This window comes from Enterobacter genomosp. O (assembly GCF_001022965.1).
In the GTDB taxonomy this organism is placed as follows: domain Bacteria; phylum Pseudomonadota; class Gammaproteobacteria; order Enterobacterales; family Enterobacteriaceae; genus Enterobacter; species Enterobacter cloacae_L.
In genome coordinates, this window is the sequence record NZ_LECZ01000027.1 from 523,799 (window position 1) to 535,835 (window position 12,037).

The following is a 12,037-nucleotide window of genomic DNA, read 5'->3' on the forward strand; positions in this document are numbered from 1 at the left end:
GAAAATCACCCATTATTATCAGACTTATTTCGCGCAGAAAGGCGCGTCTTTTTTTAACTCAAATCGGGCAATTTCTCGGCGGCGCTTTTTTCAATTCCAATAAGCGGCATAAGATTATCTATCGCAGATGCGTAATTAATCGCCGAGCTCCAGCCATCATATTCAGCCATTATTTTCGCTGAGGTGGCTTGCCATACATCCTGCTCAACGCTGAGCAGATCGTTAATGCTCCGCTTGCTCAGGGTATATTCTTTTTTATAGACAGCGCGGGCGCGTAACGCATTTTCAAGCTGTAACGTGCCGGCTTCCATTCTCCCGCGCGCGCCCACCCAGTCGGCCTGCGCAACGGAGGCTTTTTGCAAAACATCAAATCGCGCCTGGTCGACCTGAGATGATGCCATGGCCCGCGCCCCTTCGGCCTGCCGCACGCGCGCGGACACCGCGCCTCCCTGATACAGCGGCGCGTCAATATTGAGCTGTATCTGGTCGTCCCAGTATGACCGGTTGTCCGACTCATAGCGGGTACGTCCCCCTTTCAGGCTTAGCGTCGGCCAGTGCTGAGATTTGGCCGTTTCCACACCATACTGCGCCGAGCGCTCCATGTTCTGCGCCGCCATCACCGCCGGAATCGCGGCATAATCGATGCGATTGAGCGAATCTTGTTCGACGGCAAGCGTCTCCGGCACCGGGGCGTACCTGTCAGCCTGCATACCGGTCAACACCGCAAGCCTGGCGCGGGCGCTGTTGAGTGCGGCGTTATATTGCGCGACCGTTGCCTGCATTCCAGCGATACGCGTGCGGGTCTGGAGCTCATCAGAGGTGGAGCTCACGCCTGCATCCGCGCGGAGCGTGGCCAGCTGCTCAACGTCTTTCAGCGCCTGAACGTTCTCTTTCGCCGCCTGTAGCAGATCGCTATAGCGTTTCACTTCCACGTAGCTGAGGGCCGTTTTCTCCGCCACATCAGAGAGCGTGCTCATTAGCTGGAAACGGTAGCTATCACGCTGAGCCGTAGACTGGCTAATGCTGTTGTTGGTCTTGCCAAAATCGTAGACCAGCTGCGTCAGGCTCAACCCCCAGGCCGCTGAATTTCGCAGCGATCCGCTGGAATCTGTTGTCTGACTGTGGCCCGTACTGCCGTTTAAGGATATTTGCGGCATCCAGCCACTGCGTGCTTCATCTATTTGTGCCTGACCTATTCCCAGCCGGGCAGCCTGTTGACTCACAGACGGGTCGCGATCGATGGCGAAAAGAATACTTTCCTTTAACGTAATCGAGGAAACCGGAGCAAAGCCAGACTGACCGATATTGGCGGTAGCCATATTCATCGCCAGAGAAATTAACGCCAGTGCAGTCGGAAATCTGATCAACATATAATGTCGCAATATAGTCATTTTATCTCTTTACTCTGAGTGATGCTCAAACACGTTACCCAAAAGAGGTACAGATAATCAGACAAATATCTTTTTTATCTCCCGCGTCGAATTTCAGATATAAGCTCCCCCTGCCCATTTCCACAGGAAATGAGAATCAGCTGAAGCCCTATATGAATTTAGGAATTGACTTACTTTTTAAACTGGTTTGCAGCATAACAAAATGTGGTATAGGCAACTACACCCACAATGTTAATGTGGTGTTACAAATAAGAAAAATCCTGCGGTTTCTGAACAAATCCACTTAAGATGCATTTCAAATAAAATAAATAAAGTCATTGTTATTTAAATTAAATTTCAAAATCGGCAGGTGTACATATTTGTGTTAATTTCAATGCGGGTCAGACACAAAGATTTTCAAAGAACTGTCAACTTACGTAATTAGCCTCACATTTACGACATTAAATCCCACGAAACAAACAAAATGCAAAATTTAAATTCGAAAGTAAATTTCACCATGGTATTACATGCTAAAATTAGTGGATATAATGGTTATATAGCCCGAATAGTTTAAAAAAACATAACAATAACATCGTGGTTAACATTCCAAAACGCATTAATTATATTTGATCAATATAATTTCAATAATCACTCAGTGGACATTTCCCCTGCACGCCCTGTTCTGACGTCGTGTTGTGCTTCCTTCTGCGGCCAAATGCTGTATTATGCAAACTATTGCGACATTTTGCAGGATTACAGCCCCATGCACAAAACCGCACGTCAACGCTACGTCCTTGACATCCTCAGCGAGCAAGGTCAGGCCAGCATCACCGAACTGGCAGAAAAGCTACAGGTTTCAGCGGATACCATCCGTCGGGATCTCACCGACCTGGAAAACCAGGGCCTGGCACAGAAGAACCACGGCGGGGCCATCGCACTCAACCTCTCCGCCATGAATCGTCAGGGCCGCAATACGCTGCTGCCGGATGCCAAACAGCGTTTAGGAAAACAGGTCGCGCAGCAGGTTCCACCGGGCTCTACCCTGTTTCTGGATGCCGGAAGCACGGTGATGGCGGTCGCCACCTTTCTTAAGGGGCCGCTTACCGTCATTACCCCTTCCCTGGATATCGCCCAGCATTTTAGCGACCGGGAAGATATTGAGCTGATCCTGCTCGGCGGGAAATGGGACCAAAAGCAGCGCCTGTTTGCCGGAAGCGCCACCCTGTCGCTGCTGTCCCGGTATCGGGCAGATATCGCTATTCTCGGGGCGTGCGCCATTCATGCCGAGCTCGGTTTGAGTGCCGGTAAAGAAGCGGACGCCGAGGTTAAACGCGCAATGCTCGCTGCCAGCCGTGAGCGCTGGATTGTCGCCGACCATCTGAAGGTCAACCGCTGCGAACCTTATCTGGTTTCCGGGTTATCCACCCTTCATCAACTCTTTTTAGATCGTCCCTGGCCCGAGCTTGGGGACCATAGCGCATTGCAGGTCACGGTATGCGCGCAATAACGTGGAGAAGGTCATGAGTAAAGTTCAAACAATCAACGTTGCGCTGATCGGGTATGGATTTGTGGGTAAAACCTTCCATGCTCCGCTGCTCCAGTCCGTGGACGGACTTAAGCTGGCCGTCGTCTCTTCCCGGGATGAAGAGAAGGTTAAACGCGACCTGCCTGACGTACAGGTGGTGGCGACCCCGAAAGAGGCCATTCAGCATCCTGATATCGATCTGGTGGTGATCGCCTCCCCCAACGCCACGCACGCCCCGCTGGCGACGCTTGCTCTTAACTCAGGTAAACACGTGGTCGTGGATAAGCCTTTTACCCTCGACATGCAGGAAGCCCGCGACCTGATCGCGCTGGCGGAAGAAAAGCAGCTTCTTCTTTCCGTCTTCCACAACCGCCGCTGGGACAGCGATTTCCTCGGCATTAAGCAGATAATCGAGCAAGGCACGATCGGCAAGATTAAACACCTGGAGTCGCATATTGACCGCTTCCGCCCGGAAGTGCGCGTGCGCTGGCGCGAGCAGAACGTTCCGGGGAGCGGCCTGTGGTTTGACCTCGGCCCTCACCTGATCGACCAGACGCTGCAGCTCTTTGGCCTGCCGCAGTCGGTGCAGGGGAATATTGCAACGCTGCGCGACGGCGCGGAAATTAACGACTGGGCGCACGTGGTCTTAAACTACCCGGAGCACAAGGTTATTCTTCACGCGAGCATGCTGGTGGCTGGCGGTACCGCACGCTTTACCGTCCACGGGGACAAGGGCAGCGTGGTGAAGGCCAGAATCGATCAGCAGGAAGCGCAGCTGCTCTCAGGCGTCATTCCCGGCAGTGAAGCCTGGGGCGAAGACAGCGACAGTATGGTGTTCTATGGGGCTGACGGCGAGCCGCAGACGATTACCACGCCGAAAGGGGATCAGCGCCAGTATTACTTCAACGTGCGTGATGCGTTACGTGGGGAAATCACGAATCCTGTCCACCCTGTTGGGGCATTAGCGGTGATGGCCGTGCTGGAAGCTGCGGTGAAATCGTCGGAGACCGGGACAACGCAGACGCTGGCGTTAACGGCTGAAGAGCGTGCTCTGGTGCGTTAAAAAACAAGCCGGGTGGTGCTGCGCTTACCCGGCCTACAAACGGCTCTGCTGCGCCATCCGGCAAAAGTTAAAGACTACTGACGCTTTTTCGGCATCATGCGCAGGAGGGTATTATCTTTCCAGAAGTAGTGATGCATCAGCGCCGCCGCCGCGTGCAGGCCAATCACAAAATAGCCCAGGTTCGCCAGCGTTTCATGCCACTCTTTTAGCGTATCCACCAGGTCAAAATTGGACTCCGCCGCATGCGGCATCACCAGGCCAAAAGCAAACCAGTCGCTGCCCCGGTTGTACATCATCACAATGCCAATCAGCGGCAGCGCAATAAACAGCAGATACACCACCAGATGCCCCAGATGCGACATACCCGTTACCATGGCTTTAGGCTTCGGTTGAATCGGCGGCGCGCGGAATTTCAGACGAACCAGCAGACGCGTCACCATCAGCACCAGGATACTGATACCGCAGGAGACGTGGATCATATTGATCGTCGGACGGGCGGTGCGCGGGAAGAAGCCTTTGAACTCCATGGCGCAGTAGGCGACGATGATTAACAGAAACACCAGCCAGTGGATGCCGATTTGCAGGCTTGTATATTTAGTGCGCATGTCATTTTCCGATTAGAAACAGTTATCGCGCCAACATAATCCCCTTTCCTTAAAAATTCATTAACTTTTCTGTATGGTTTTTCAAATACTTCCCCCCCGCATGAAGCATCTTCAATTGCCGCCCTGCCCGTCATGGTCTAAGCCTGGATGAGTTCAAACTGTCGCATCGACACGTTTACAGGAGAACACCATGAGTAAAATTGGCATTAACGGATTTGGACGCATCGGACGCCTTGTGCTTCGTCGCCTTCTTGAAACCCAGGACAGCAATACCGTCGTCGCCATCAACGACCTCACCTCGCCCAAAGTGCTGGCCTATCTGCTCAGGCATGACTCAAACTACGGTGGCTTCCCGTGGAGCGTGGATTTCACCGAAGACGCGCTGATTGTGGATGGCAAAACGATCGCGGTATACGCCGAAAAAGAGGCCAAACATATTCCGTGGAAAACCGCAGGCGTGGATATCGTCGTTGAATGCACCGGTTTTTATACCTCTGAAGAGAAATCCAGAGCGCATCTGGACGCGGGTGCCAAAAAAGTGCTGATCTCCGCGCCTGCGGGTGAGATGAAAACCATTGTGTTTAACGTGAACGACGACACCATTGACGCCAGTGACACCATCATCTCCGTCGCCTCCTGCACCACCAACTGCCTCGCCCCGCTGGCAAAAGCCCTGCACGACGCCTTTGAAATTAAAGTCGGTACCATGACCACCATTCACGCCTACACCGGTACGCAGGCGCTGGTGGATGGGCCTCGCGGGAAAGATCTTCGTGCCTCGCGCGCGGCGGCAGAGAACATCATTCCCCACACCACGGGTGCCGCAAAAGCCATTGGCCTGGTGATCCCGGCCCTCAGCGGCAAGCTGAAAGGCCACGCGCAGCGCGTGCCGGTGAAAACTGGTTCGGTGACCGAGCTGGTGGCGATTCTCGGCAAGAAAGTGACCGTTGAGGAGATCAATGCCGCGTTGAAAAAAGCGACCCAGGGCAATAAATCCTTTGGGTATACCGATGAGGAGATCGTGTCGTCGGATGTTATTGGCTCGCATTATGGTTCGGTGTTTGACGCCACGCAGACGGAGGTCAGCGAAGCTGGCGAGCTGCAGCTGGTGAAGGCCGTTGCCTGGTACGACAACGAGTATGGCTTCGTGACGCAGCTGGTCAGAACGCTGGATAAATACGCCAGCCTGTAGTGCTTGTGCGGATGGCGTTCGTCATCCGCCTGTTTTTTGCGCAGTAGTATTTGCAACGAAAATACATTTCTGATTATTTCCTTAAAATATTAAGATCTTCCTTAAAATAATCTTAAAGATGCCTTTAAATTATATAAATTTTCAACCATCACATTCCGCCCTATTATGCGTTTCAGATTATCAGCGCCCTGTTTGACAATCTTTTACGGCTTATTGCCATTAAACATTTAATATTTGAATCAAACTCGTTAAGGAACAACGATGAAAAAAGTCATTCTGGCTACCCTGGTAGCACTCGCCAGCGCATCTGCTTTTGCTGAACCCACTGCTGTTCTTAAAGTGCATGGAACATTGACCAACTCAGCCTGTACGGCAGAGATGGGGAACGGCGGCGTTATCGATTACGGCTATATTCGTCTCGGCGAATTATCCGCGACATCGAATAACAAACTTGGGCAAAAGCAGATCCCGGTGACCATTACCTGTTCTGCAGCCACCAAAGTGGGCTTTACCATTTCGGATAACCGCGGCGACAGCAATGCGCAGCTTCCGGTTGATATCGGAGGCAATCTTAACCAGTCGGTTAAATATTATACCTACGGTGTAGGCAACACGACGGAAGGAGTAAAAATCGGTAACTACGGCATGTGGATGACGGATGTTGCGGCAGATGGCAAAACCGTGGATTCAATCGCGAACAACCACGACTGGGCTTCAACCAGCTGGAAAAAAACCGGCATTCCACGCAGCGATGCGTTCCAGACCATCGCTTTTGCGGATACCGGCACCACAACGCCGCTGGCTATCACCAATGCCACCTTTAATTTCAACACTAACCTGATCATCAGAGATACCACTACCCTGGCCATCACTGATGACACCGCCCTGGACGGACAGGCAACCATGACGCTGGTGTATCTTTAATTAATGACCCTGTACATGCCGGGTAACGTGAGTTATCCGGCCTTTTTTATTCCTTCCTATTGATATTCATTTATTAATTGTTTCTACCTGACCCCACTAATATATTCACATACCAAATATCCACCATCAATACATCCTTTTCAGTGAATTAAATAAGTTCTTCTACATACTATTTTTAAAATTAATAAATATCCAGCGGATGTTTCAAAAAATATTATATCGCCTCCAGTTTTCAGCCGACACATTAATGGCTGTTGTCAGGCTGATGGTATTGATGATTAAAAACTCCATGTAATAGCTCGTTAAGGAACAACGATGAAAAAAATTCTTCTGGCTACCGCTGTAGCCCTCGCCAGCACATCTGCTTTTGCTGACTCTACCGCCGTAATGAAAGTCAAGGGTACCCTCACTAACTCTGCATGTACGGCAGAGTTAGGTAACGGCGGCGTGATTGATTACGGCTATATTCGTCTCGGTGAATTATCTGCAACCACCAATAACATAATCGGTCAGAAGCAGATCCCAGTGTCCATTAACTGTACTGCGGCCACCAAACTGGGCTTCACAGTGACGGATAACCGTGGCGACAGCAATCCGCAGCTGCCGGTGGATATTGCAGGGAACGCCAACCAGACGGTGAAATACTATACCTATGGTGTCGGCAAAACGACGGACGGCGTGAAAATCGGTAACTACGGCATGTGGATGACCGATATCACTGCGGATGGCAAAACCGTCGATTCCATCGCCAACAACCACGACTGGCCGTCAACCAGCTGGAAAAAAACCGGTATCCCTCGCAGTGATGCATTCCAGACCATCGCTTTTGCGACGACCGGCACTACAACCCCGCTGGCCATCACCAACGCGACATTTAATTTCAACACTAACCTGGTGATCCGTGATACCACCACGCTTGCCGTCACTGACGATACCGCACTGGATGGCCAGAACACCCTGACGCTGGTTTATCTGTAATCGTTTACGCTTTATTCATACCGGGTCAGCGGCTAACGCTGGCCCGGTATTTTTGCGCCATTACTCACATCAATGAGCGGCTCGCGAGGGCATCAGTCAACGTGGCGTCATTTCGTAAGATGCGCCATGCCGCGTCAACCTCCTCAGGAAACGTCACGTGCGCAATAAAGTCTCGTCCCACCGGGCCGTAGCCGTTCGCGTCGTCCCGCAGACGCGGCAGTTCTCCCAGCAGCAATGACAAATAACGTTCTACCGGCCAGAGCCCTTCGCTATTGCCGGTAAACGCCAGCCCGTCTTCACTGTTTTGCAGCACAGGCGTCACGCCGGGATGACTAATCCATTCCGGTGAAACGGCTTCATCCCGGCACTCGCGGGCGAAGGTCGCCATCGTGCGGCGCTGCATTGTCGGGTCCTGAACCACGAGGACGCGCCCGGCGTTCAGACCCTTTTGCTTCATCATGTGCCAGCTAAACCGGGCGTTCTCGCCGCAGTTCGTTGACTGATCGTCTATCAGAATTTTGTCTGCCGGAATATTCCAGAACTCACGTGCGATATCGGCGAGGATTGCCGCCTCGGACCGTCCTGTGGTGGGCAGCGCGTTATAGCGCGGGTGTTGCGCGACGGCGGCATAAAGGAAGGTAGTGGAGTGCCCGATACCGCCGCTTATCAGCAGCGGGACAGCCTGTTCGGCCGCTATCTTACAGGCGGCATCGATTGTAGGGATGATCGCATTCCCTGCCAGGATCACGGCATCAACAGGCTGACTGCGGCGATCGTCCTGCGCAAGCCACGTGCCTACGGTGTTGACGGCATTCAGCGTCAACTCGGGCAGAGAAGGAAAAAGTGCCAGCGTCATCGTTACCTCCTTACTGCGTTTACGTTCAGAGTACTGCACGCGTCAAGGCTGAACAGGGGATCATTCCTGAAGCCCAAACGCCTGTCACTCTGCATTTTCTGGCATTTTATTGAAATAACCAGAAACATCCAAAAACAATTGGGTTGCACCTGCATGTTATGCTTTTGATTATCCGACATACAAAACATCATGCCAGTCAAACCGCATGCCAAAGCACCAGTCGCTGCTAATTTCACCGTGATCTGACCAGTTCAGCCCCCGCCTTGCTTGCCAAATGCCCTATCCAACCCTAAGTTGCTTAACAATTTCACAACCTTTTTATTACTGCGGGTTGCACCTGAAGCGCGCCAGGTGACACCGCGTTCATCCTCTCTGTGGCGGAGCTTAAGGTCATGACACAACATGAAAGTACAACGACGGTTTTACGCAAAAACAAAAAGGTATTAATTGCCAGCCTCACCGGCAGTTCCATTGAATGGTTTGACTATTTTCTCTATGGCACCGCCGCCGCGCTGGTGTTTAACAAGATTTTTTTCCCGATGGTCGACCCGGTTATTGGGCTGATCCTCTCTTATCTTTCGTTCTCGCTCACCTTTTTTATCCGCCCTATTGGCGGGGTCCTCTTCGCCCACATCGGGGACCGTATCGGGCGCAAAAAAACGCTGGTGCTGACGTTGTCGTTAATGGGCGGTGCAACCGTCATGATTGGACTGCTCCCCACCTATGAGATGATTGGCATGTGGGCACCCGCCCTGCTGATCCTGATGCGCATCATTCAGGGCATGGGCATTGGCGGAGAATGGGGCGGCGCACTGCTGCTGGCGTATGAATACGCGCCCGAAAAACGTAAAGGCTTTTTCGGCAGCATTCCGCAGGCGGGCGTGACCATCGGTATGCTGATGGCGACCTTTATCGTCTCGCTGATGACGCTGTTCAGTGAGGAAGATTTTCTCTCCTGGGGGTGGCGCATCCCGTTCCTGCTCAGCTCAATTCTGGTCTTGATCGGGCTGTGGATCCGTAAGGACATCGACGAGACGCCTGATTTCCAGAAAGTAAAACAATCGGGCCAGGTGGCGAAAGCGCCCCTGCGCGATACCCTGAAACACCACTGGCGCGAGGTGCTGATTGCCGCCGGTCTGAAGGTCGTCGAAACTGCCCCGTTCTATATCTTCTCGACGTTTGTGGTGAGCTATGCCACCACCACGCTGACGTACCAGAAATCGCAGGCGCTGGAAGCCGTGACCCTGGGCGCGCTGGTTGCCACCATTATGATCCCGTTGATGGGGCTGCTCTCCGATAAAATAGGTCGTCAGCGCATGTATGCGGTTAGCGTCTTCGTGCTCGGCTTGTTTATCGTCCCGTGGTTTATGCTGCTCAATACCGGCACGACCTGGGGCATTGTCCTCGCCACCGTCATCGCGTTTGGCGTACTCTGGGCGCCGGTAACGGCGGTACTCGGCACTCTGTGCTCTGAAATTTTCAGTGCCAACGTGCGCTACACCGGCATCACCCTCGGGTATCAGCTGGGAGCCGCGCTGGCAGGCGGAACCGCCCCGCTGATCGCCACCGGTCTGCTGGCGAAATACGACGGCGACTGGGTGCCGGTAGCCTGGTATCTGGCGGTGACAGTCGTAATCTCGCTGGTCGCCATTTTCTGCGCCAGCCGCGTGAAGCGAACGCCTGATGTTCAGGCACAACCTGACCACATCTGACCTTTCAGCGGCCCTTCCCGGGCCGCTCTTTTTGTTCAAGCGTCCTCTCAACATTTGATTAACATGCATAAATCATATTCACTTGAATTATGATTTGCGGCAGACGTAGAATCGCGTGCCCGTTAATTCTTTAATTTTTTCAAAGGTAAACAACGTTATGCGCCTGCCCGAACGCGATCCTTATGCTCCTCGCGAGTGGCAGCCACACGAGAAACCCGCCCTGCTGGGTTCGCCTTCCACGCCGGAGCACAGCACACCCAAACGGATAGCCTACGGCATCGTGGGCCTACTGGTATGCCTGACGGGAGCCCTGGGAAATGCGGTGGTCACCGCCAACCTGCAAAATTTGCAGGGGACCTTCGGCGCCTGGTCTACGGAGATCGCCTGGCTGCCGGCGGTCTATGTTATGACCAACATATCCATTAACTTGCTGCTGGTTAAATTCCGCCAGCAGTACGGTCTGCGCGCCTTCACGGAAGGTTTTCTGGTGCTGTACGTGCTGGTCACCTTTTTCCACCTGTTTGTTAACGACTTGAGCTCGGCGCTGATGGTTCGCGCCGCGCACGGGATGGTGGCCGCCGCGCTCAGCTCGCTGGGGATTTACTATCAGATCCAGGCCTGGCCTGCGAAGCATCGCCTGAAGGCGCTGACCATTGGCATTACCGGGTCGTCGCTCGCCATTCCTCTGGCCCGCCTTTTTTCAACCGAACTGCTGCAGCTCGACGAGTGGCGCGGGCTCTATTTCTTCGAACTGGGGCTGGCGCTGATCTCCCTGGCCTGCGTGATAGCCTTAAAGCTGCCACCTGGCGACCGACGCAAGGTCTTTGAGAAAAAAGACTTTATCACCTTCTTTTTAATGGCCCCCGGTATGGCCCTGCTCTGCGCAGTGCTCTCTTTAGGCCGTCTTGACTGGTGGTTCGAGGCGCCGTGGATCGGCTGGTCTCTGGCGCTATCGCTGGTGTTAATTGTGTCTGCCATCGTCTTTGAACATAACCGCACCAACCCGCTGCTGAACACCCGCTGGCTGTCGAGCGGCAGTATCGTTCGTCTGGGGCTGATCATGCTGCTGATCCGTATCGTGCTCGCCGAGCAAAACACCGGCGTCATCGGCTGGCTGCAGTACGTCGGGTTACAGAACGAACAGATGACGCATCTGGCGTGGTCCATTTTCGCCGGTATCGTCTGCGGGATCGTCACCAGCTGTCTGACCATCAAGCCGACGAAGCTGGCGTGGCCGATAATTACCTCGCTGGCGCTGATGATTGTTGCCTCGCTGCTCGACAGCCAGTCCAATAACCTGACCCGGCCGGATCAGCTGATGCTAAGCCAGTTCCTGCTGGGCTTCGGCAGCGCCTTCTTCCTGGCGCCCGCGATGCTTGCCGCCATTGGCGGGGTGATCGCCGACCCGCGCAACCTGGTCAGCTTCTCGGTGATGTTTGGCATGAGCCAGAACCTCGGCGGCCTGCTGGGCTCCGCTATCCTCGGCACCTTCCAGACCTGGCGCGAGAAGTACCACTCCAGCCTGCTGGCGGACCAGCTCACCACGCTGAATCCGCTGGTCAACGAGCGGATTCAGCTTTATACCCAGATGTACAAAAGTCTGATTGGCGACAGCGCGCTGCTGGGCACCCAGGCGATAACCCAGCTGCAAACGGTCACCGCGCTGGAGGCGAATATTCTGGCTTACAACGATACTTATCTTCTGACGGCGAGTATCGCTGCCGCCACGCTGGTCTGGATTTTATGGCGCTTGCTGCGCCTGCGCATCACTGCCCGTATGGCGCTGAAGAACGCCACCGGCAACAAATAATT

Annotated in this window: 10 protein-coding genes; 7 read left to right on the plus strand and 3 right to left on the minus strand. The window is 53.5% G+C overall.

Features of this window, described 5'->3' with window-relative positions:
• Positions 1 to 53: 53 nt before the first annotated feature.
• A complete protein-coding gene (locus ABR39_RS21230; RefSeq protein ID WP_047348595.1) occupies positions 54 to 1,391 on the minus strand; it encodes a TolC family outer membrane protein in 1,338 nt (445 codons plus the stop codon).
• Between the two features lie 742 nt (positions 1,392 to 2,133).
• On the opposite strand from ABR39_RS21230, the gene ABR39_RS21235 reads away from it, so the two are divergent.
• On the plus strand, positions 2,134 to 2,877 hold the full coding sequence (locus ABR39_RS21235) for a DeoR/GlpR family DNA-binding transcription regulator (RefSeq protein WP_047348596.1): 744 nt from the start codon (positions 2,134 to 2,136) through the stop codon (positions 2,875 to 2,877).
• A gap of 13 nt (positions 2,878 to 2,890) precedes the next feature.
• Positions 2,891 to 3,958: an oxidoreductase gene (locus tag ABR39_RS21240; RefSeq protein ID WP_047348597.1), complete on the plus strand. Its 1,068-nt coding sequence runs from the start codon at positions 2,891 to 2,893 to the stop codon at positions 3,956 to 3,958.
• A 74-nt stretch (positions 3,959 to 4,032) separates the two neighbouring features.
• Here ABR39_RS21240 and cybB read toward each other — a convergent pair whose 3' ends face one another.
• Positions 4,033 to 4,563, minus strand: coding sequence for a cytochrome b561 (gene cybB, locus ABR39_RS21245; RefSeq protein ID WP_047348598.1), 531 nt, complete (start codon positions 4,561 to 4,563; stop codon positions 4,033 to 4,035).
• Positions 4,564 to 4,753: 190 nt separating this feature from the next.
• On the opposite strand from cybB, the gene gap reads away from it, so the two are divergent.
• The 3 genes from gap (at position 4,754) to ABR39_RS21260 (ending at position 7,657) form a co-directional block, all read left to right on the plus strand.
• The gene (gap, locus tag ABR39_RS21250) at positions 4,754 to 5,755 is read left to right on the plus strand and encodes a type I glyceraldehyde-3-phosphate dehydrogenase (protein ID WP_047348599.1); all 1,002 of its coding nucleotides are present in this window, start codon (positions 4,754 to 4,756) and stop codon (positions 5,753 to 5,755) included.
• 261 nt (positions 5,756 to 6,016) lie between these two features.
• Entirely contained in the window at positions 6,017 to 6,679 is a 663-nt protein-coding gene (locus tag ABR39_RS21255; RefSeq protein WP_047348600.1) for a DUF1120 domain-containing protein, read from the plus strand.
• 315 nt (positions 6,680 to 6,994) lie between these two features.
• Positions 6,995 to 7,657, plus strand: a complete 663-nt coding sequence (locus ABR39_RS21260; protein WP_047348601.1) for a DUF1120 domain-containing protein — start codon at positions 6,995 to 6,997, stop codon at positions 7,655 to 7,657.
• Positions 7,658 to 7,721: 64 nt separating this feature from the next.
• Here the strand turns inward: ABR39_RS21260 and ABR39_RS21265 are convergent, their stop codons facing one another.
• On the minus strand, positions 7,722 to 8,513 hold the full coding sequence (locus ABR39_RS21265) for a YdcF family protein (RefSeq protein WP_047348602.1): 792 nt from the start codon (positions 8,511 to 8,513) through the stop codon (positions 7,722 to 7,724).
• 392 nt (positions 8,514 to 8,905) lie between these two features.
• On the opposite strand from ABR39_RS21265, the gene ABR39_RS21270 reads away from it, so the two are divergent.
• Both ABR39_RS21270 and ABR39_RS21275 read left to right on the plus strand, forming a co-directional pair.
• Positions 8,906 to 10,225, plus strand: coding sequence for an MFS transporter (locus tag ABR39_RS21270; RefSeq protein ID WP_047348603.1), 1,320 nt, complete (start codon positions 8,906 to 8,908; stop codon positions 10,223 to 10,225).
• Positions 10,226 to 10,382: 157 nt separating this feature from the next.
• Positions 10,383 to 12,035: an MFS transporter gene (locus ABR39_RS21275; RefSeq protein WP_047348604.1), complete on the plus strand. Its 1,653-nt coding sequence runs from the start codon at positions 10,383 to 10,385 to the stop codon at positions 12,033 to 12,035.
• The last annotated feature ends 2 nt before the right edge of the window (positions 12,036 to 12,037 follow it).

Excerpts from the sequence above, each read along its gene's own strand:
- ABR39_RS21230 (WP_047348595.1), bottom strand. The coding sequence starts at position 1,391 with ATGACTATATTGCGACATTATATGTTGATCAGATTTCCGACTGCACTG.
- ABR39_RS21235 (WP_047348596.1), top strand. The coding sequence starts at position 2,134 with ATGCACAAAACCGCACGTCAACGCTACGTCCTTGACATCCTCAGCGAG.
- ABR39_RS21240 (WP_047348597.1), top strand. The coding sequence starts at position 2,891 with ATGAGTAAAGTTCAAACAATCAACGTTGCGCTGATCGGGTATGGATTT.
- cybB (WP_047348598.1), bottom strand. The coding sequence starts at position 4,563 with ATGCGCACTAAATATACAAGCCTGCAAATCGGCATCCACTGGCTGGTG.
- gap (WP_047348599.1), top strand. The coding sequence starts at position 4,754 with ATGAGTAAAATTGGCATTAACGGATTTGGACGCATCGGACGCCTTGTG.
- ABR39_RS21255 (WP_047348600.1), top strand. The coding sequence starts at position 6,017 with ATGAAAAAAGTCATTCTGGCTACCCTGGTAGCACTCGCCAGCGCATCT.
- ABR39_RS21260 (WP_047348601.1), top strand. The coding sequence starts at position 6,995 with ATGAAAAAAATTCTTCTGGCTACCGCTGTAGCCCTCGCCAGCACATCT.
- ABR39_RS21265 (WP_047348602.1), bottom strand. The coding sequence starts at position 8,513 with ATGACGCTGGCACTTTTTCCTTCTCTGCCCGAGTTGACGCTGAATGCC.
- ABR39_RS21270 (WP_047348603.1), top strand. The coding sequence starts at position 8,906 with ATGACACAACATGAAAGTACAACGACGGTTTTACGCAAAAACAAAAAG.
- ABR39_RS21275 (WP_047348604.1), top strand. The coding sequence starts at position 10,383 with ATGCGCCTGCCCGAACGCGATCCTTATGCTCCTCGCGAGTGGCAGCCA.